Origin of the sequence: Pseudomonas defluvii, assembly GCF_001695625.1 — a bacterium.
Taxonomy (GTDB): Bacteria; Pseudomonadota; Gammaproteobacteria; order Pseudomonadales; family Pseudomonadaceae; genus Aquipseudomonas; species Aquipseudomonas defluvii.
Genome location: NZ_MBPN01000009.1, coordinates 26106 through 45114, shown reverse-complemented (window position 1 = coordinate 45114; position 19009 = coordinate 26106). Strand labels below are relative to the sequence as shown.

Below are 19009 nucleotides of genomic sequence, written 5' to 3'. Positions count from 1 at the left end.
CAGCGGCAATCGAGCACCTTGACAAGAGCTCGCATAACGCGCCGAGGTGAAATTTGCTTATAATGCCCAGCGTTTTTTGACGTCTGCCGGGCCTGTGCTCAACTCACTCCTCTACCTGGACACCCCAAAGCCTTGATACGCCTGCTGAAGTTCTTCTGGTGGTCTTTCGTCGCAGTCATTTGTGCGCTCGTACTCGGTCTGAGCGGCGCGTTTCTGTATCTTAGCCCCAGCTTGCCCTCGGTAGAGGCCCTCAGAAGCATCCAGTTGCAGATCCCCCTGCGGGTCTACAGCAGTGACGGCAAGCTCATCGCCGAGTTTGGCGAAATGCGTCGTTCACCCATCCGTTTTGCCGACATTCCGCCGCATTTCATCCAGGCATTGCTGGCTGCCGAAGACGACAACTTCGCCAATCACTACGGGGTCGACCCGAGCAGCCTGATGCGCGCTGCAACACAATTGATCAAGTCGGGCCACATCCAGAGTGGCGGCAGCACCATCACCATGCAGGTGGCGAAGAACTTCTTCCTGAGCAGCGAGCGCAGCTTCTCGCGCAAGACCAACGAAATTCTCCTGGCCCTGCAGATCGAGCGCGAACTGACCAAAGATGAAATCCTTGAGCTGTACGTGAACAAGATCTACCTGGGTAACCGCGCCTACGGCATTGAAGCCGCAGCCCAGGTTTACTACGGCAAATCGATTCGTGACGTAAGCCTGGCGCAAATGGCGATGATCGCCGGCCTGCCCAAGGCGCCCTCGCGCTTCAACCCGCTGGCCAATCCGGTACGCGCCAAAGAGCGCCGCGACTGGATCCTCGGCCGTATGTACAAGCTTGGCAAAATCGACGAAGCCAGCTACCTGAGCGCGTTGGCTGAGCCGATCAACGCCAGCTACCACGTACCGACCCCCGAAGTGAACGCGCCCTACATTGCCGAGATGGCCCGCGCCGAGATGGTTGGCCGCTACGGCAGCGACGCCTACACAGAAGGTTTCCGGGTGACGGTTACCGTCCCTAGCGACCTCCAGGAAATGGCCAACAATGCCGTACTGGAAGGGCTGCTCGCCTATGACCAACGTCACGGCTACCGCGGACCGGAATCGCGCCTGCCCGGTAAAACCCGAGCGGCATGGCTGCAGGAACTGAACAAGCAACGACCGCTGGGAGGCCTGGAGCCGGCTATCGTGACCCAGGTTGACAAGAGCGGCCTGCATGTCCTGACCCGCACCGGCGAAGAGCTGCCGGTTGCCTGGGACAGCATGAAATGGGCCCGCCCATTCCTCAGCACCAACAGCCAGGGCCGCAGCCCACAACAACCTGCAGATGTTGCCCAGATCGGCGACCTGATCCGGGTGCAACGCCTGAGCAGCGGCATCCTGAAGTTCAGCCAGGTACCCACAGCGCAGAGCGCACTGGTCTCGCTCGACCCCCACAGCGGCGCTATCCGCGCACTGGTCGGCGGGTTCTCCTTCGAGCAGAGCAACTACAACCGCGCCATGCAAGCCAAGCGTCAGCCAGGCTCAAGCTTCAAGCCATTCATCTACAGTGCTGCACTGGATAACGGCTACACCGCCGCCAGCCTGGTCAACGATGCCCCTATCGTGTTTGTCGACGAGTACCTGGACAAGGTCTGGCGCCCGAAGAACGACACCAACACCTTCCTTGGCCCGATCCGCCTGCGTGAGGCACTGTACAAGTCGCGCAACATGGTTTCGATCCGCCTGCTGCAGAGCATGGGCGTCGACACCACGATCGACTACATCACCAAGTTTGGCTTCAACAAACAGGACCTGCCACGCAACCTGTCGCTGGCCCTGGGCACGGCAACCCTGACCCCGATGGAGATCGCCACCGGCTGGAGCACCTTTGCCAACGGCGGCTACAAGATCGCCCCGTACCTGATCGAGCGCATCGAGAGCCGTAACGGCGAAACACTGTTCACTGCCAACCCGGCGCGCGTGCCGCAAGGTAATGAAGACCAGAACGGCATTGCCGCCCCCGAAGCCGGGCCAATCAGCGTCGATACCGCCAACCCTACGACCATGGTGCAAGCGCCAGTGATCGCGCCACGTATAATCGATGGCCGCACCGCGTACATCCTTACCAGCATGCTGGAAGACGTGATCAAGCGTGGCACCGGGCGCAGGGCGATGGTTCTGGGGCGAACCGACCTAGCCGGCAAGACAGGCACCACCAACGAAGCCAAGGATGCCTGGTTCTCTGGCTACAACGCCGACTACACCACCACGGTGTGGACGGGCTTCGACCAGCCCGAGACCCTCGGCCATCGCGAGTATGGCGGCACGGTAGCCCTGCCGATCTGGATCAACTTCATGGGCGCAGCGCTGAAGGACAAACCTGCGCACAGCCTGGCAGAGCCGGAGGGCATCCTCAGCCTGCGAATTGACCCGGCCAGTGGTCGTGCAGCGACACCTAGCACGCCAAACGCCTACTTTGAACTGTTCAAGGCTGAAGACTCACCGCCGTCAGTCAACGAACTGGGCAACAGCAATCTGCCGGGGAGCCCGCTGCCCGCAGATGAAGCGGCTCCGATCGACCTGTTCTGACGCCATAGCAACCGTACTCCTACACCGCAGGAGTACGGCTCTTGCAGGCGACGGCGTCATCGTTGGGGTACAAGCCCTATCGCGGCGCCTGCATCGCAGGCAAGCCTGATCCTACAGAGATGCACTGTTCTGCGCGGATTCCTGTGGGAGTTGGCTTGCCAACGATGCAGGCGCCGCGGCCTCGCTGGCACCGCGCCGATGCCAGCGCAGGCAAGCCTGCCCCTACAGGTGCGGGATGCAGGCTTGCCCGCGATGGCTTCTACGGCGCACAAAAAAAGCCCCGGTGCTCACGCGCCGGGGCTTTTTGCTGGAGCGCTACAACGGCTTAGCCGTTGAACACGTCATCCACGCTTTTCAGCGGGTAGTTCTTCGGATACGGCAGGGTTGCTACACCAGTCTCGATCGCAGCCTTGGCCACAGCATCGGAGATCACGGTGATCAGGCGAGCATCCATTGGCTTCGGAATGATGTACTCACGACCGAACTCCAGCGCGATACCGCCGTAGGCGTCGCACACTTCCTTCGGCACTGGCAGCTTGGCCAGCTCACGCAGGGCGTTGGCAGCAGCGATCTTCATCTCTTCGTTGATGCGCTTGGCGCGAACGTCCAGGGCACCACGGAAGATGAACGGGAAGCCCAGTACGTTGTTGACCTGGTTCGGGTAGTCCGAACGGCCGGTGGCCATGATCACATCGTTGCGGGTGGCGTGAGCCAGTTCCGGCGAGATCTCTGGATCCGGGTTGGAGCAGGCGAACACGATCGGGTTGGCCGCCATGCGCTTGAGGTCTTCAGCGCTCAGCAGGTTCGGGCCGGACAGGCCTACGAACACGTCAGCGCCTTCCAGCGCTTCGGACAGGGTGCGCTTCTCGGTAGCGTGAGCGAACACCGCCTTGTACTGGTTCAGGTCGTCACGGCCAGCGTGGATAACGCCAGTACGGTCAACCATGAAGATGTTTTCGATCTGCGCACCCATGCTCACCAGCAGCTTCATGCAGGAGATGGCAGCAGCGCCGGCGCCCAGGCAGACGATTTTCGCCTCGCCCAAGGTTTTGCCAGCGATTTCCAGGGCGTTGATCATGCCCGCAGCGGTCACGATCGCAGTACCGTGCTGGTCATCGTGGAATACCGGGATGTCGCACTGCTCGATCAGAGCACGTTCGATCTCAAAGCACTCTGGCGCCTTGATGTCTTCCAGGTTGATACCACCGAAGGTGATGGAGATACGCTTGACGGTGTCGATGAACGCCTGTGGGCTTTCCGAGTCGACTTCGATGTCGAACACATCGATACCGGCGAAACGCTTGAACAGAACACCCTTGCCTTCCATGACAGGCTTGGAAGCCAGAGGGCCCAGGTTACCCAGGCCGAGGATGGCAGTGCCGTCGGAAATGACTGCTACCAGATTGCCCTTGCCGGTGTACTTGTAGGCCAGCTCTGGATCGCGAGCGATTTCACGTACCGGCTCGGCGACGCCCGGGCTGTAGGCCAGGGCCAGGTCGCGAGCAGTCGCAGTAGGCTTGGTGAGCTCGACGCTCAGTTTCCCCGGACGAGGCTGAGCATGGTATTCGAGAGCGGCAGTTTTCAAATCTGACATGATGGGCATTCCGCTTTTACTGTTCTGACGAGCCGCCGAGGATACGCAAAGAGCAAGGGGCCGACAAGACTGCCCGGTCACTAGTGTCAAGGCCTTTAACCTACGACTTTCAGCCAAGAGCCGCGTCCTGCAAGGCTTTCAGTGTGTACAATTTATTTTAAAAATGTCCACAATTTTTACTTAATCAACCCGCTCGAGCATGCTTGGGTCAGTCAGCGGCAGCAACCAACGCGCCTGCCCCGATTTCAGCCCGCCTTTGCGGGAACGATCCAGCACCCAACCCCGTGCTTCGACCTTGCGCCCCTTGAGACCCTCAAAAAAGGACGATGGGAAGTCACCCTGCAAGCGCGGGCTGACCTGAAGCACCAGTCCCTCGTCGATTTCGATCCAGACGCCGCCACGGTTACGCTCAATGCCCCGAACCCGGCCAGTAATCAGCGCAAAGCCCGACTGTTCGATTTGCCCGGCAGTACGCACTGCAGGTGCGCGCCAAAGCCCCAGCCCCGCCTGGCGAGCCACTCGCTCGGCGTCCTGCTGGCACGTCACCAGCGCAACGTTAGGCGCCACTGCCACGCGATAGCCCAAGCCTTCAGCCAACAACTGCGCCTCAATATTGTCGCCATTGCGTGTGTAGATATGTGCAAGTGTACGCCCATACTTGTCGCGACCTTGCACGCCGGGCTGCAGGCCAATACGCCCGCCACTGGCCTTGACCAACGCTTGCAGGCGTTGCCGGGCAGCTTCGGCAAACGGTTCACTGCTGCGGCCTTTGCGACCGATTTCCGGGGCATTTACCCCAATCAGGCGCACGCTGCGCCCATCCTCCAGACGCACGGTATCGCCATCGACCACCTGCGTGACGCTGACCGACTGTACGCCGGCCGGGGCAGGACAGAACGCCAGGGCGACGCCCTGCCAAATCGCGCCCATAAAAAAGGCGCCCACGAGGGACGCCTTCTTCAGCAGCATTGACAGGCCCACAGGGGCTAGCCTTGCGCGCAATCTTACTTCTTGGCACCGAACATGCCGAAGCGATCGGCGAACTTCTGTACGCGGCCGCCAGTGTCCAGTACTTTTTGCTTACCGGTGTAGAACGGGTGGCACAGCGAGCACACGTCGAGGCTCAGTGGCTTGCACAGAGTCGAACGGGTTTCGATGACAGCGCCGCAGCTGCAGGTGGCAGTAACGGCTTCGTATGTTGGATGAATTTCTGGCTTCATGGTCACTTCCTCGACTGCGTGCCGCCATCCAACACCATTGTTGAATACCGCACGTAATTAGGCGGCGAATAATACCAGAGCCGACGGTCGACGCAAGTTGTCGCTTGCACCGGCGGTCGTCTGCTAGGCTCGGCGGTCCAGGAATCCCCCTTCAGAGAAATTACCGCGTGTCCGACGTCATTCTGCGCCTTGCTCTGCCCTCGCCCCTGCGGCGACTGTTCGACTACAGGGCCCCAGCGAGCATGGCCCGCGTCGAACTGACACCCGGCATGCGCATTCGTGTGCCATTCGGTCGGCGCGAAATGATCGGCATCCTGGTGGAGGTCTGCGACCACAGTGACGTCCCAGCCGACAAGCTCAAGCCCGCCATCGCGCTGCTCGATCCGGTCTCTCCACTGCCGCCAGCCTTCTTCAAGCTGTGCCTGTGGACCGCGCAGTACTACCAGCACAGCCTGGGCGACACCTTCAGCTGGGCGCTGCCGGTGTTTCTGCGCCAGGGTGAACCGGCCGAAGCGCGGCAGGAGCGCTTCTGGCAGATTGCACCTGGCGCACGCCTGGACGACCCGCGCATTGCCCGGGCACCACGCCAACGCGAAGCATTGTCGACCCTGGCCCAGCACCCGCACGGCGTCGCCCACGGCCTGCTCGGCAAACTGGGCCTGAACAAAGACAGCCTTGACCTGCTGCTGAGCAAAGAACTGGTGCAGGTTGAAGTACGCCGCCATGCGCCGCAACAGCGCCATGAGCATTGGCTGGCACAACCGGAACTGCCGCTCAACGAGGAACAGCACGCCGCCTTCAACGCCGTGCGAGCCGGTTTCGACAGCTTCCACGCCTTCCTCCTTGCTGGTGTCACCGGCAGCGGCAAGACCGAGGTTTACCTGCAACTGATCCGTGAAGCCCTGGAAGCCGGCAAACAGGCGCTGATTCTGATCCCCGAGATCAACCTTGGCCCACAGACCCTGGCCCGCTTCGAGCAGCGCTTCAATGCCCGCATCGCCTTATTGCACTCCGCGGTCAACGATCGCGAACGCCTGGATGCCTGGCTGGCGGCCCGCGATGGCGAGGCCGACATCATCATCGGCACCCGTTCAGCCCTGTTCACCCCCATGAAGAACCCGGGGCTGATCATCATTGATGAAGAGCATGACGGCTCCTATAAACAGCAAGAAGGCCTGCGTTACCACGCACGCGACCTGGCACTGGTACGCGCTCGCCAGGAAAACATCCCGATCGTGCTGGGCTCCGCCACGCCATCGCTGGAAAGCCTGCACAATGCCTACACGGGTCGCTACGGCCTGCTGCGCCTGAACCACCGCGCCGGAGGTGCCCAGGCACCGCGTTTTCTGCGTCTGGACGTCAAGAGTCGCCCACTGGATAGCGGCATCAGCGGCCCGATGCAACAAGCCATCGGCCAGACACTCGCAGCGGGGCAGCAGGTACTGGTGTTCCTCAACCGCCGAGGCTTTGCCCCGACACTGCTCTGCCACGATTGCGGCTGGATGTCCGAGTGCCCGCGCTGCGATGCGCGGATGACCGTTCACCAGCGCTCCGGCGAGTTGCGCTGCCACCATTGCGGCTATGAAGAGCGCATGCCTCGCCAGTGCCCACAATGCAACAAGGTCGACCTGCGCCCGGTCGGCGCCGGCACCGAGCGCGCCGAAGAACGCCTGAGCATCCTGTTTCCGGACTACCCGGTGCTACGCGTCGACCGCGACAGCACCTCGCGCAAGGATGCGATGAACCAGTTGTTTGCCACCATCCAGCGCGGTCAGCCGTGCATTCTGGTCGGCACCCAGATGCTGGCCAAGGGTCACCACTTCCCGAGGGTCACGCTGGTTGCCATTCTCGATGCCGATGGTGGACTGTTTTCCGGCGATTTCCGCGCCAGCGAGCGCATGGCCCAGTTGATCGTTCAAGTTGCGGGCCGCGCAGGGCGCGCAGAAGAGCCCGGCAGAGTCATTATCCAGACCCACCTGGCCGACCATCCACTGCTGGTGCAACTGACCGAACAAGGCTACTTCGCCTTTGCCGAGCAGGCCCTGAGCGAGCGCCGTGCAGCCGGCCTGCCACCCTTCGCACACCTTGCCCTGCTGCGCGCCGAAGCCCACAAGCCGGGGCAGGCCGAGGGCTTTCTCGATGAAGCCTGCGCCGCCGCCGAACAACTGCTGGCCGAGCACAACCTGCATGGCATCGAGCTGCTCGGGCCAGTACCTGCGCCAATGGAGCGTCGGGCCGGTCGTTACCGCGCACAGTTGCTGCTGCAGGCCAACGCACGCGCGCCGCTGCATCGGCTGATCAATGCCTGGCTGCTATTGTTGGAACACATGCCCAGCGGGCGGCAGGTACGCTGGTCGCTGGATGTGGACCCGGTCGACCTCTACTGACCCATCCGGCCTCATCGTCGACGAGGCCGGTTTGAGTACGTATTGCAGAGGATCGAACGCAAGACAGCCCCAAAGGTTGGCAAGCTCGTGCCAGCAACGGATAATGTTCAGTTTTTCCACCTGCGCATCCAAGCGCCGCCGCGCTTGCGGTCGAAAGAGAATCCCATGAAAGACACCATTCGCCAGCTGATCCAGCAAGCCCTCACCCAACTCGTCACCGACGGTGTGCTGCCTGAAGGGCTTACGCCGGCGATCCAGGTGGAAAACGCCCGGGACAAGACCCACGGCGACTTCGCCAGCAATATCGCGATGATGCTGGCCAAGCCGGCCGGCATGAAGCCACGCGACCTGGCCGAAAAAATCATCGCGGCCCTGCCCGCCGATGCCCAGGTCAGCAAAGTGGAAATCGCCGGCCCCGGCTTCCTGAACTTCTTCCAGAATACCCAGGCCCTGGCGTCACGCCTCGACGCCGCGCTGGCCGACAGCAAACTTGGCGTACAGAAAGCCGGCCCACAACAGAAAGTGGTCGTTGACCTGTCGGCACCCAACCTGGCCAAAGAGATGCACGTTGGCCACCTGCGCTCGACCATCATCGGCGATGCCGTCGCCCGCGTACTCGAGTTCCTCGGCGACAACGTGATCCGGCAGAACCACGTCGGCGACTGGGGCACCCAGTTCGGCATGCTGATGGCCTATCTGGAAGAAAACCCGATCACCAGCGACGAGCTGTCGGACCTGGAAAACTTCTACCGCGCCGCGAAAAAGCGCTTCGACGAGTCCGAAGCCTTCGCCGACCGCGCGCGCGGCCTGGTGGTCAAGCTGCAAGCCGGTGACGCCGAATGCCTGAAGCTGTGGACCCGCTTCAAGGACATCTCGCTGTCGCACTGCCAGAAGACCTACGAGCAGCTCAACGTCAAACTGACCATGGCTGACGTCATGGGCGAAAGCGCCTACAACGACGACCTGATCAACGTGGTCAACGACCTCAAGGCCAAGGGCCTGCTGGTCGAAAGCAACGGTGCCCAGTGCGTATTCCTCGAAGAGTACAAGACCGCCGACGGCGACCCACTGCCGGTGATCGTGCAGAAGGCCGATGGCGGCTACCTGTACGCGACCACTGACCTGGCAGCCGTGCGCTACCGCAGCAACGTCCTCAAGGCCGACCGCGCCCTGTATTTCGTTGACCAGCGCCAGGCACTGCACTTCCAGCAGGTGTTCGAAGTCGCCCGCCGCGCTGGCTTCGTCGGTAACGACATGATCATGGAGCACATGGGCTTCGGCACCATGAACGGCGCCGATGGCCGCCCGTTCAAGACCCGCGACGGCGGCACGGTCAAGCTGATCGACCTGCTCACCGAAGCCAAGGAACGTGCGTACACCCTGGTCAAGGAAAAGAACCCGCAACTGGCGGAAGATGAACTGCGCGCCATCGCCCAGGTTGTCGGTATCGACGCGGTGAAATACGCCGACCTGTCCAAGCACCGCACCAGCGACTACAGCTTCAACTTCGACCTGATGCTCAACTTCGAAGGCAACACCGCGCCTTACCTGCTGTACGCCTACACCCGCGTGGCGGGCGTATTCCGCAAGCTGGGCAAGGACTTCAGCGAAGTTGACGGCCATATCACCCTGCAAGCCGCCCAGGAACACGACCTCGCGGCGCGCCTGGCGCAATTCGGCGAAACCCTGAACAACGTTGCTGAAAAAGGTACGCCGCACGTGCTTTGCAGCTACCTGTACGACGTCGCCGGCCTGTTCTCCAGCTTCTATGAGAACTGCCCGATCCTGGCCGCCGAAACGGCCGAACAGCAACAGAGCCGCCTGCGCCTGGCCGCACTGACCGGTCGCACCCTCAAGCAGGGCCTGGAACTGCTGGGCCTGGAAACCCTGGAGCGCATGTAAGGTGGCAGCCAAGAAAAAGCCCGCCCCCAAGCGCGGCGCCAGCCGCTATCAGGCACCGGAGAAGAAACCGATCCCCGGCTGGCTGTGGCTGGCTGTCGGCCTGACCGTGGGCGCGTTCATTGTCTTTCTGATGAAGCTTGATCCGAGCACCGACGAGGTCAAGCGGAGCAAGCCCGAACAGCAGAAAGCCGAGCGCGCTGCCGAAGCGAACAAGACACCGCCCAGCCCACAGCAACCGGTGAAGCCGAAATACGACTTCTACACCTTGCTGCCAGAGTCGGAAGTCATCGTGCCGCCGGAAGCCGTACCGGAGAAAACCCCGCCGGTACCCGCCCAGCCACAGCAGCCGGTGACACCGGCTGAAGCCGCGAAGATCGACACCGCCAGGGCCCAGGCCGCACTGCTGGGGCAAACGCCGCCACCGCCACCTCCCGTGGTGAAACCGGCAGCGACCACCCAGTTCTTCCTGCAGGCCGGCTCGTTCCGCAAGCAGGCTGACGCCGACAAGGTCCGTGCGCAGATCATCCTGCTCGGCCAGGCCGTGCAGGTCGAGTCCGGCATGGTCCGCGACGAAACCTGGTACCGCGTGCTGGTGGGCCCGTTCAGCAACCGCGAACAATTGACCGTGGCCCAAAAGCAGTTGGCCGGTAGCGGCTTCAACAACCTGCTCTTGCAGCAGCGCCAAAACCGCCAGTAAGCCCCCTCGCCCAGCGGCGCCTTAGCGCCGTTGGGCGTTTCTCAGCGACACCTGGTCGTTCAGGGTCCAGAAGTCGTACAGCACGCCCACCAGAAACAGACCGCCCGTCACCAGGTAGATCAGGCCACTGATCCATTTGCCCTGGTACATGCGATGCACGCCAAACACCCCAAGAAACGTCAGCAGAATCCAGGCGATGTTGTAATCCAAAGGCCCAGAGTGAAAGCGCAAGTCGGCTTCACGGTCCATCGACGGGATCAGGAACAGGTCGATCAACCAGCCGATGCCGAGCAACCCCAGGGTAAAGAACCAGATTGTGCCTGTGACTGGCTTGCCATAGTAAAAGCGGTGCGCACCGAGAAAACCGAAGCACCACAGCAGATAGCCTACAACCTTGCTGTGCGTGTCATGGAAGGGTGGGCTCTGTTGATAACTGTTCATTCGTAGCCTCAGCGGGTTATGTGAAAATTTTCTAAACAAAAATGTGACTTTTCAGTAGCAAGCCGACGTATGGTGCCGTCGAAATCGACCAACGGGGCAGATCCGCGCAAAAAAGCTGTTATAAAGTTGCGCGCTAACCAACAAGAGCCCTGCCTATGCGTCCCCTTTTCAAGACATGGCTGACTATTTGCTTATTATTGCCCCTGGCCGCCCACGCCACCAATCGTGAGCAACGTCTTCCTAATGGCTTCTCTGGCTATACCGCCAATGCCACCGGCGTACACGCCAACAAAGGTTCGGCATCACCGATCCACTATGCCAACCGTAGTGCAAAACCGACAAAATCAACGGCCAACCTGTCGGCCAAGCAAAGCAGCGATGTGCTGAGCCGCGCCGTCAACGCGCTGGGCACCCCCTATCGCTGGGGTGGCAGCAGCCCAAGCAAAGGCTTCGACTGCAGCGGCCTGGTCAAGTACGCCTTCAACGATATCGATGAAGTCGACCTGCCTCGCACCTCCAACGCCATGGCCAGCGGCCACGGCATCAAGGTCGATAAAAAAGACCTGAAACCGGGCGACTTGCTGTTCTTCAACATCAAGAGCCGCAAGGTCAACCACGTTGCCATTTACCTGGGCAACGACCGCTTCATCCATGCGCCACGCACCGGCAAGCGCGTCAGCATTGATACGCTGAACAAGCCTTACTGGCAGAACCATTATGTGGTTGCAAAGCGCGTACTGCCCAAGGACCAGCAACAGCTGAACCTGGCCAAGCGCTAAAACCCACCGGGCGCGCATCCCACCGCCCGGCGCGTATCAGCACTGATCTCCCCCCTTGCCATCAGACCCTGCAGACAACTGTCCAGGGTCTGCATGCCCAGCGCCCCGCCGGTCTGGATTGCAGACTGGATCTGCACCACTTTCCCCTCCCTGATCAAATTGCGAATCGCCGGCGTCGCCAGCATGATCTCGTGCGCGGCCACCCGGCCACCACCTGGTTTGCGCACCAGCACCTGGGAGACCACCGCCTGCAGGGACTCCGCCAGCATCGCGCGCACCAATTGCTTTTCCTCGGCAGCAAATACATCGACGATCCGGTCAACGGTTTTCGCTGCCGAGCCCGTATGCAGGGTGGCCAGCACCAGATGCCCGGTTTCGGCCGCCGTCAGGGCCAGGCGAATCGTCTCCAGGTCCCTCAATTCCCCCAGCATGATCACATCCGGGTCCTGACGCAGGGCGGCCCGTAGCGCCGCCGCAAAACTGTGACTGTGACGCTGTACCTCACGCTGGCTGATCCGTCCACGCACCGGGCTGTGGATAAACTCGATCGGGTCTTCGACCGTGAGAATATGCAGGGCGCGCTCGCGGTTCAGGTGATCAATCAAGGCTGCCAGGGTGGTGGACTTTCCCGAGCCGGTGGGCCCGGTCACCAATACAAGCCCACTACGCAGTTCGGCGATTTGCCGGAAAACAGCCCCCAGCCCCAACTCAGCCAGGCCACGCACCGATGAGGGGATCAACCGGAATACCGCCCCCACGCCCTGCAACTGCTCGAAGGCATTTACCCTGAAGCGCCCTACCCCCGCCATGGCAAAGGAGAAATCGAGATCCTGAAGGGTTTTGAAATCCTTTTTTTGCTGATCCGTCATGATTTGCGCGATTAACGCCCGCGCCTGATCAGGCTCAAGCGGCGGCAAATCCAGTCGCAGCATCTCGCCATCCAGGCGGATCATTGGCACATCACCCGCAGCCAGGTGCAGGTCCGAGGCCCCCTCCTTGACAGCAAGGGCCAGCAGTTCAGTCACATCCATAAGACTCCCCAAACACCGCCAAGCAGGTAGAATGCCGCAGACCCAAAGAGCCGCTGGCATCGATCATGTCCACCATAGCAGACAACATTTCCACCCTCGCCGAGCGCATCCACCGTGCCGCCGAGGCTGCCGGGCGAGATCCGGCCAGCATCAAGCTGCTGGCCGTGAGCAAAACCAAACCTGCCGCCGCCGTGCGCGAAGCCTTCGCTGCAGGCCTGCGCGACATGGGCGAGAACTACCTGCAGGAAGCCCTGGGCAAACAGGCCGAATTGACCGACCTGCCCTTGACCTGGCACTTCATCGGCCCCATTCAGTCGAACAAGACGCGCGCTATCGCCGAGCACTTCGACTGGGTACATTCCGTGGATCGCCTGAAAATCGCTCAACGCCTTTCCGAGCAGCGCCCTGAATCGCTGGAACCATTGAACATCTGTATTCAGGTCAATGTCAGTGGCGAAGACAGCAAGTCCGGCTGCACCCCGGAGGAACTGCCCGCGCTGGCCGCTGCTATCGCGGTGCTACCACGGCTGAAGCTGCGTGGCTTGATGGCGATACCCGAGCCCACCGAAGACCGCACCGCGCAGGACGCAGCCTTTGCCAAGGTACGCGACCTGCAGGCCAGCCTGGGCTTGCCACTCGACACGTTATCCATGGGCATGAGCCACGACCTGGAGTCGGCGATTGCACAGGGTGCAACCTGGGTGCGCATCGGTACCGCGCTGTTTGGCGCCCGTGACTACAGCCAACCCTGACCCTGCTTTACTCACCTTTTTCGACAAGGACCTGACATGAGCAAGACTCGTATTGCCTTTATCGGTGCCGGCAACATGGCCGCCAGCCTGATCGGCGGCCTGCGCGCACAGGGCCTGGAGGCTGCGCAGATTCGCGCCAGCGACCCTGGCGCCGAACAACGCGCCAAAGTTCACGCCGAACACGGCATCGAGATGTTCGCCGACAATGCCGAGGCCATCGACGGCGCCGACGTGATCGTGCTGGCCGTCAAACCGCAGGCCATGAAAGCCGTTTGCCTGGCCCTGCAACCCAACCTCAAGCCAAACCAGCTGGTCGTCTCGATTGCTGCCGGCATCACCTGCGCCAGCATGAACCAATGGCTTGGCGCCCAGCCGATCGTACGCTGCATGCCCAACACCCCAGCGCTACTGCGTCAGGGCGTCAGCGGCCTGTTCGCCACCGCCCAGGTCAGTGCCGAACAGCGCCAGCAGGCCGAACAACTGCTCTCGGCCGTAGGCATCGCACTGTGGCTGGAACAGGAACAGCAACTGGACGCCGTTACTGCCGTATCCGGCAGCGGCCCGGCCTACTTCTTTCTGCTGATCGAAGCCATGACTGCAGCCGGCGAGAAACTTGGCCTGCCACGTGAAACCGCAGCACGCCTGACCCTGCAGACCGCACTGGGTGCCGCGCAAATGGCAGTTACCAGTGATGTCGACGCAGCTGAATTGCGCCGTCGGGTGACCTCGCCAGCCGGCACCACGGAGGCGGCGATCAAGTCCTTCCAGGCTGATGGATTCGAAGCGCTGGTGGAAAAAGCGCTGGGCGCAGCTGCGCACCGCTCGGCCGAACTGGCCGAACAACTAGGCAACTAAGGAGCCGAAGATGATCGGACTGAACACCGCTGCAATCTACATTCTGCAGACCCTCGGCAGCCTGTTCCTGCTGGTCGTGATGCTGCGCTTCATCCTGCAGCTGGTTCGCGCAGACTTCTACAACCCGCTCAGCCAGTTTGCCGTACGCGCCACCCAGCCGCTGCTCAAACCGTTGCGCCGGATCATCCCCAGCCTGTTCGGCCTGGACATGTCGTCATTGCTGCTGGCACTGGCCGTGCAGCTGCTGCTGATGGGCCTGACCTTGTTGCTGGCCTACGGCACCACCGGCAACCCGGTACAGTTGCTGATCTGGTCGATCATTGGCGTCACCGCGCTGTTCTTGAAGATCTTCTTCTTCGCCCTGATCGTCAGCGTGATCCTGTCCTGGGTCGCACCGGGCAGCCACAACCCTGGTGCCGAACTGGTCAACCAGATCTGCGATCCGTTCCTGGCCCCGTTCCGTCGCCTGCTGCCAAACCTCGGCGGCCTGGATATTTCGCCGATCCTGGCGTTCATGGCGCTGAAACTGATCGACATGCTGGTCATCAACAACCTGGCAGCCATGACCGCAATGCCAGAGATCCTGCGCCTGCTGGTCTGATTTCAGGCCTGACGACACCACGCCCACAGAGGCGGCCTTGCCGACGATGAATTCACATGGCTTCGTCGGCAAGGCCAGCCATCTACCACGCGGCTTGCCCCCCACCCCAGCGGTCTTTAGACTTACGCCTCATTTAAGCGTGAGCAGGGTCGATGTCCACTGTCTTTCCCGAAGATTCGGTCGGTCTGGTAACACCGCAACTGGCGCACTTCAGCGATCCCCTGGCCTTGGCCTGCGGTCGTTCGCTGGCCGCCTACGACCTGATGTACGAAACCTACGGCACACTCAACAGCAGCGCGAGCAACGCCGTGCTGATCTGTCATGCCCTGTCGGGGCACCACCACGCGGCGGGCTACCACAGCGCCGACGACCGCAAGCCCGGATGGTGGGACAGTTGCATCGGCCCCGGCAAACCTATCGACACCAACCGTTTCTTCGTCGTCAGCCTGAACAACCTAGGCGGCTGTAACGGTTCCACCGGGCCAAGCAGCATAAACCCGGCGACCGGCAAGCCTTTTGGTGCCGAGTTCCCGGTGCTCACCGTGGAAGACTGGGTACACAGCCAGGCACGCCTGGCCGACCGGCTTGGCATCAGCACCTGGGCGGCGGTCGTTGGCGGCAGCCTCGGCGGCATGCAGGCGCTGCAGTGGACCATCAGTTACCCCGAGCGGGTACGCCACTGCCTGACCATCGCTTCGGCACCGAAACTCTCGGCACAGAACATCGCCTTCAACGAAGTGGCGCGCCAGGCCATCCTGTCCGACCCGGAGTTCCACGGCGGTTACTTCCAGGAGCACGGGGTAATCCCCAAGCGCGGCCTGATGCTGGCGCGCATGGTCGGGCACATTACCTACCTGTCCGATGACTCGATGGGCGAGAAGTTTGGCCGCGAACTGAAAAGCGACAAGCTCAACTACGACTTCCACAGCGTGGAATTCCAGGTTGAAAGCTACCTGCGCTATCAGGGCGAAGAATTTTCGGGGCGTTTCGACGCCAACACCTACCTGTTGATGACCAAGGCCCTGGACTACTACGACCCGGCCGCCGCCCACGGGGGTGACCTGGCCGCGACCCTGGCCGGCGTCAAAGCCGATTTCTGCGTGATGTCGTTCACCACCGACTGGCGCTTCTCGCCCGCCCGCTCGCGGGAGATCGTCGACGCACTGATGGCCGCGAAGAAAAACGTCTGCTACCTGGAGATCGATGCACCACAAGGCCACGATGCCTTCCTGATCCCGATCCCACGGTACCTGCAGGCCTTCTCCCGCTACATGAACCGCATTGCCCTCTGAGGACCCCATGAGAGCCGATCTGGAAATCATCCAAGACTGGATCCCCGCTGGCAGCCGGGTACTCGACCTTGGCTGCGGTAATGGCGAGCTACTGGCTTCGCTGCGCGCCAACAAACAGGTAACCGGCTACGGCCTGGAAATCGACCCCGACAACATCGCCGAGTGCGTGGCCAAGGGTGTCAACGTCATCGAACAGGACCTCGACAAGGGCCTGGGCAACTTTGCCAGCAACAGCTTCGATGTCGTGGTCATGACCCAGGCCCTGCAGGCTGTCGAATACCCGGACCGGATTCTCGACGAAATGCTGCGGGTCGGTCGCCAGTGCATCATCACCTTCCCCAACTTCGGTCATTGGCGCTGCCGCTGGTACCTGGCGACCAAAGGTCGCATGCCGGTGTCGGACTTCATGCCGTATACCTGGTACAACACGCCGAACATCCACTTCTGCACCTTTGAAGACTTCGAGGCGCTGTGCCGCGAGCGCCGGGCACAAGTACTCGACCGCCTGGCAGTAGACCACTTGCACCGCCACGGGTGGGCAAGCAAGCTTTGGCCTAATCTACTAGGTGAGATCGGCATTTACCGTGTCAACAGCCCGGGCCTGCAGGAACATCAGGTCGCGGTTTAACCCCGCCCTTTTCGAGGAGTACGATCATGCGCCGTCTAGTCCTGTTTCTATGCAGCCTGTGCCTGGCCATCCCGGTCCTGGCTGCCGATGCCGCCAAGCCCGAGCGCAAGGAAGTCTTCGGTGATGTGACCGTTCACTACAGCGTCTTCAACTCCGGCTTCCTGCAACCGGCGACGGCCCAGGCTGCTGGCCTTGTACGCAGCAAGAACCAGGGCGTGCTGAACATCACCGTTCTCAAGGACGGCAAGCCCAGCGCCGCCTCGGTCAGCGGCACGGTCAGTGACCTGACCAGCCGCAAGACCGACCTGACCTTCAAGCAGATCAATGATCAGGGCGCGACGTACTACATTGCCCAGTTCCCGGTGCAGCAGCCAGAAACCTATACCTTCACGGTCACTGTCGGTGCCGCTGGCAAAACCAACAGTTTCAGCTTTAACCAGGAAGTATTCCCAGGCGAATGATGACTTTTCCACAGCTCGTATTGGCCAGCCATAACGCCGGCAAACTGAAAGAACTCCAGGCCATGCTCGGCGACTCGGTTCAACTGCGTTCAATCGGTGAATTCAGTAGCGTAGAGCCCGAGGAAACCGGCCTGTCGTTCGTTGAGAATGCCATCCTCAAGGCCCGTAATGCGGCGCGTATTTCCGGGTTGCCGGCGTTGGCCGACGATTCAGGGCTGGCCGTGGACGCCCTCGGTGGCGCCCCAGGCATCTACTCGGCACGCTACGCCGATGGCCAGGGCGACGCAGCCAATAACGCCAAGCTGCTCGACGTTCTCAAGGACGTTCCGCACGACCAGCGCACGGCCCAGTTCGTTTGCGTGCTGGCACTGGTACGGCACGCTGACGATCCGCTACCCATTCTCTGCGAAGGTCTCTGGCACGGTCGCATCCTGACCGAAGCCAGCGGTGCCAACGGCTTTGGTTATGATCCGCTGTTCTGGGTGCCGGAACGCAACTGCTCGAGCGCCGAGCTGAACCCGATCGAGAAAAATCAGCTGAGCCACCGTGCTCGCGCCATGAGCCTGCTGCGACAGCGCCTGGGCTTGGCATGACCGAGCATTCACCAGCACAGCCTCTGCACCTGAGCGAGGCTGGCTTCAGCTCCCAGGCACCTCGGCTGGCGCTGCCACAGCTGCCACCCCTTGCGCTGTATATCCACATCCCCTGGTGCGTGCGCAAATGCCCGTACTGCGACTTCAACTCTCATGCGGCCAGTGCCGAGCTGCCGGAAGAGGCCTATGTCGACGCACTCCTGGCCGACCTTGAGCAGGAGTTGCCTGCCGTCTATGGCCGGCCGCTGAGTTCGATCTTCTTCGGTGGTGGCACCCCTAGCCTGTTCAGCGCACAAGCACTGGGCCGGTTGCTGGCCGGTGTCGAACAGCGCATCCCGTTCGCCAGTGACATTGAAATCACCCTGGAGGCCAACCCCGGAACGTTCGAGCAGGAGAAGTTCACCGCCTACCGGCAACTGGGCATCAACCGCCTGTCGATCGGCATCCAGAGCTTCCAACAGGCCAAGCTCGAAGCCCTGGGGCGTATCCACAACGGTGAAGAAGCCGTGCGTGCGGCCGACATGGCACGACGGGCCGGGTTCGACAACTTCAACCTGGACCTGATGCACGGTTTGCCCGATCAGTCCCTGGATGACGCCCTGAGCGACCTGCGCCAAGCCATCGCCATGGGCCCGACCCACCTGTCCTGGTACCAGCTGACCCTGGAGCCGAACACGGTGTTCTGGAACCAGCCACCGGTGCTGCCCGAAGACGACATCCTCTGGGACATCCAGGAAGCCGGCCAGGCCCTGCTTGCCGAGCATGGCTACGCCCAGTACGAAGTGTCCGCCTACGCCCAACCCGGGCGTGCTGCGCGGCACAACCTGAACTACTGGAGTTTCGGCGACTTCATCGGTATTGGCGCGGGCGCCCATGGCAAGCTCAGCCACCCGGACGGGCGCATCGTGCGCACCTGGAAGACTCGCCTGCCCAAGGACTACCTGAACCCGGCCAAAGCCTTCAAGGCGGGTGAAAAGCTGTTGCCCGTAGACGAGCTGCCGTTCGAGTTCCTGATGAACGCCCTGCGCCTGACTCAAGGGGTGGACGCGGAGCTGTTCAGCCAGCGTACCGGGCTGCCGATGGAACAGTTGGCGGCGGCACGTCGCGAAGCCGAACAAAAGGGACTTTTGCAGGTCGAACCGACGCGACTGGTAGCCACGCCACGCGGCCAGTTGTTCCTCAACGACCTGCTGCAGTATTTCTTGACCTAAGGA

General features: G+C 61.7%; 18 protein-coding genes. 13 read left to right on the top strand and 5 right to left on the bottom strand.

The annotated features are described in order from the left end of the window. The first annotated feature begins 135 nt into the window (after positions 1-135). The gene (locus tag EKA13_RS04465) at positions 136-2562 is read left to right on the top strand and encodes a penicillin-binding protein 1A (RefSeq protein ID WP_176717395.1); all 2427 of its coding nucleotides are present in this window, start codon (positions 136-138) and stop codon (positions 2560-2562) included. A 325-nt stretch (positions 2563-2887) separates the two neighbouring features. Here EKA13_RS04465 and EKA13_RS04460 read toward each other — a convergent pair whose 3' ends face one another. The 3 genes from EKA13_RS04460 to rpmE form a co-directional block, all read right to left on the bottom strand. Next, entirely contained in the window at positions 2888-4156 is a 1269-nt protein-coding gene (locus EKA13_RS04460; protein WP_065758203.1) for a malic enzyme-like NAD(P)-binding protein, read from the bottom strand. Between the two features lie 180 nt (positions 4157-4336). Then, positions 4337-5125, bottom strand: coding sequence for a thermonuclease family protein (locus EKA13_RS04455; RefSeq protein WP_065758232.1), 789 nt, complete (start codon positions 5123-5125; stop codon positions 4337-4339). A 35-nt stretch (positions 5126-5160) separates the two neighbouring features. Beyond that, positions 5161-5376: a 50S ribosomal protein L31 gene (gene rpmE, locus EKA13_RS04450; protein WP_065758202.1), complete on the bottom strand. Its 216-nt coding sequence runs from the start codon at positions 5374-5376 to the stop codon at positions 5161-5163. A gap of 167 nt (positions 5377-5543) precedes the next feature. Here rpmE and EKA13_RS04445 point away from each other — a divergent pair, with 167 nt between their 5' ends. The 3 genes from EKA13_RS04445 (at position 5544) to EKA13_RS04435 (ending at position 10362) form a co-directional block, all read left to right on the top strand. Further along, a complete protein-coding gene (locus tag EKA13_RS04445) occupies positions 5544-7763 on the top strand; it encodes a primosomal protein N' (protein ID WP_065758201.1) in 2220 nt (739 codons plus the stop codon). A 165-nt stretch (positions 7764-7928) separates the two neighbouring features. Next, positions 7929-9665, top strand: coding sequence for an arginine--tRNA ligase (gene argS / locus EKA13_RS04440; RefSeq protein ID WP_065758200.1), 1737 nt, complete (start codon positions 7929-7931; stop codon positions 9663-9665). Between the two features lies 1 nt (position 9666). Further along, positions 9667-10362 (top strand): SPOR domain-containing protein, encoded by a 696-nt coding sequence (locus EKA13_RS04435; protein WP_065758199.1) that lies wholly within the window; start codon positions 9667-9669, stop codon positions 10360-10362. 21 nt (positions 10363-10383) lie between these two features. Here EKA13_RS04435 and EKA13_RS04430 read toward each other — a convergent pair whose 3' ends face one another. Next, the gene (locus tag EKA13_RS04430; RefSeq protein WP_065758198.1) at positions 10384-10803 is read right to left on the bottom strand and encodes an NINE protein; all 420 of its coding nucleotides are present in this window, start codon (positions 10801-10803) and stop codon (positions 10384-10386) included. A gap of 155 nt (positions 10804-10958) precedes the next feature. Between EKA13_RS04430 and EKA13_RS04425 the strand changes: the two genes are divergently transcribed. After that, the gene (locus EKA13_RS04425; protein ID WP_065758197.1) at positions 10959-11582 is read left to right on the top strand and encodes a C40 family peptidase; all 624 of its coding nucleotides are present in this window, start codon (positions 10959-10961) and stop codon (positions 11580-11582) included. Here the strand turns inward: EKA13_RS04425 and EKA13_RS04420 are convergent. Next, entirely contained in the window at positions 11579-12613 is a 1035-nt protein-coding gene (locus EKA13_RS04420; protein ID WP_065758196.1) for a type IV pilus twitching motility protein PilT, read from the bottom strand. The two genes, EKA13_RS04425 and EKA13_RS04420, sit on opposite strands and share 4 nt — an antisense overlap. A 65-nt stretch (positions 12614-12678) precedes the next feature. On the opposite strand from EKA13_RS04420, the gene EKA13_RS04415 reads away from it, so the two are divergent. The 8 genes from EKA13_RS04415 (at position 12679) to hemW (ending at position 19006) form a co-directional block, all read left to right on the top strand. Then, complete coding sequence (locus EKA13_RS04415; protein WP_065758195.1) at positions 12679-13365, top strand: YggS family pyridoxal phosphate-dependent enzyme; 687 nt, start codon at positions 12679-12681, stop codon at positions 13363-13365. A 36-nt stretch (positions 13366-13401) separates the two neighbouring features. Next, entirely contained in the window at positions 13402-14220 is an 819-nt protein-coding gene (gene proC, locus EKA13_RS04410) for a pyrroline-5-carboxylate reductase (RefSeq protein ID WP_065758194.1), read from the top strand. A 10-nt stretch (positions 14221-14230) separates the two neighbouring features. Next, the gene (locus EKA13_RS04405) at positions 14231-14821 is read left to right on the top strand and encodes a YggT family protein (RefSeq protein ID WP_065758193.1); all 591 of its coding nucleotides are present in this window, start codon (positions 14231-14233) and stop codon (positions 14819-14821) included. A gap of 152 nt (positions 14822-14973) precedes the next feature. Continuing rightward, complete coding sequence (gene metX / locus EKA13_RS04400; protein ID WP_065758192.1) at positions 14974-16113, top strand: homoserine O-succinyltransferase MetX; 1140 nt, start codon at positions 14974-14976, stop codon at positions 16111-16113. Between the two features lie 7 nt (positions 16114-16120). Then, the gene (gene metW, locus EKA13_RS04395; RefSeq protein WP_065758191.1) at positions 16121-16741 is read left to right on the top strand and encodes a methionine biosynthesis protein MetW; all 621 of its coding nucleotides are present in this window, start codon (positions 16121-16123) and stop codon (positions 16739-16741) included. A gap of 26 nt (positions 16742-16767) precedes the next feature. After that, complete coding sequence (locus EKA13_RS04390; RefSeq protein ID WP_065758190.1) at positions 16768-17202, top strand: DUF4426 domain-containing protein; 435 nt, start codon at positions 16768-16770, stop codon at positions 17200-17202. Then, positions 17199-17795: an RdgB/HAM1 family non-canonical purine NTP pyrophosphatase gene (gene rdgB / locus EKA13_RS04385; protein ID WP_065758189.1), complete on the top strand. Its 597-nt coding sequence runs from the start codon at positions 17199-17201 to the stop codon at positions 17793-17795. The genes EKA13_RS04390 and rdgB overlap by 4 nt, the downstream gene beginning before the upstream one ends. Continuing rightward, positions 17792-19006 carry a radical SAM family heme chaperone HemW gene (gene hemW, locus EKA13_RS04380; protein ID WP_065758188.1) on the top strand — a complete coding sequence of 405 codons (1215 nt, stop codon included), beginning with the start codon at positions 17792-17794 and terminating at the stop codon, positions 19004-19006. Before rdgB ends, hemW begins: the two co-directional genes overlap by 4 nt. Positions 19007-19009: the final 3 nt, after the last annotated feature.

Bases quoted from the DNA above. Each gene is read 5' to 3' on its own strand.
- hemW (WP_065758188.1), top strand. From the start codon at position 17,792: ATGACCGAGCATTCACCAGCACAGCCTCTGCACCTGAGCGAGGCTGGC.
- EKA13_RS04415 (WP_065758195.1), top strand. From the start codon at position 12,679: ATGTCCACCATAGCAGACAACATTTCCACCCTCGCCGAGCGCATCCAC.
- EKA13_RS04420 (WP_065758196.1), bottom strand. From the start codon at position 12,613: ATGGATGTGACTGAACTGCTGGCCCTTGCTGTCAAGGAGGGGGCCTCG.
- rpmE (WP_065758202.1), bottom strand. From the start codon at position 5,376: ATGAAGCCAGAAATTCATCCAACATACGAAGCCGTTACTGCCACCTGC.
- rdgB (WP_065758189.1), top strand. From the start codon at position 17,199: ATGATGACTTTTCCACAGCTCGTATTGGCCAGCCATAACGCCGGCAAA.
- metW (WP_065758191.1), top strand. From the start codon at position 16,121: ATGAGAGCCGATCTGGAAATCATCCAAGACTGGATCCCCGCTGGCAGC.
- EKA13_RS04460 (WP_065758203.1), bottom strand. From the start codon at position 4,156: ATGTCAGATTTGAAAACTGCCGCTCTCGAATACCATGCTCAGCCTCGT.
- metX (WP_065758192.1), top strand. From the start codon at position 14,974: ATGTCCACTGTCTTTCCCGAAGATTCGGTCGGTCTGGTAACACCGCAA.
- EKA13_RS04425 (WP_065758197.1), top strand. From the start codon at position 10,959: ATGCGTCCCCTTTTCAAGACATGGCTGACTATTTGCTTATTATTGCCC.
- EKA13_RS04430 (WP_065758198.1), bottom strand. From the start codon at position 10,803: ATGAACAGTTATCAACAGAGCCCACCCTTCCATGACACGCACAGCAAG.
- proC (WP_065758194.1), top strand. From the start codon at position 13,402: ATGAGCAAGACTCGTATTGCCTTTATCGGTGCCGGCAACATGGCCGCC.
- argS (WP_065758200.1), top strand. From the start codon at position 7,929: ATGAAAGACACCATTCGCCAGCTGATCCAGCAAGCCCTCACCCAACTC.
- EKA13_RS04390 (WP_065758190.1), top strand. From the start codon at position 16,768: ATGCGCCGTCTAGTCCTGTTTCTATGCAGCCTGTGCCTGGCCATCCCG.
- EKA13_RS04455 (WP_065758232.1), bottom strand. From the start codon at position 5,125: ATGCTGCTGAAGAAGGCGTCCCTCGTGGGCGCCTTTTTTATGGGCGCG.
- EKA13_RS04405 (WP_065758193.1), top strand. From the start codon at position 14,231: ATGATCGGACTGAACACCGCTGCAATCTACATTCTGCAGACCCTCGGC.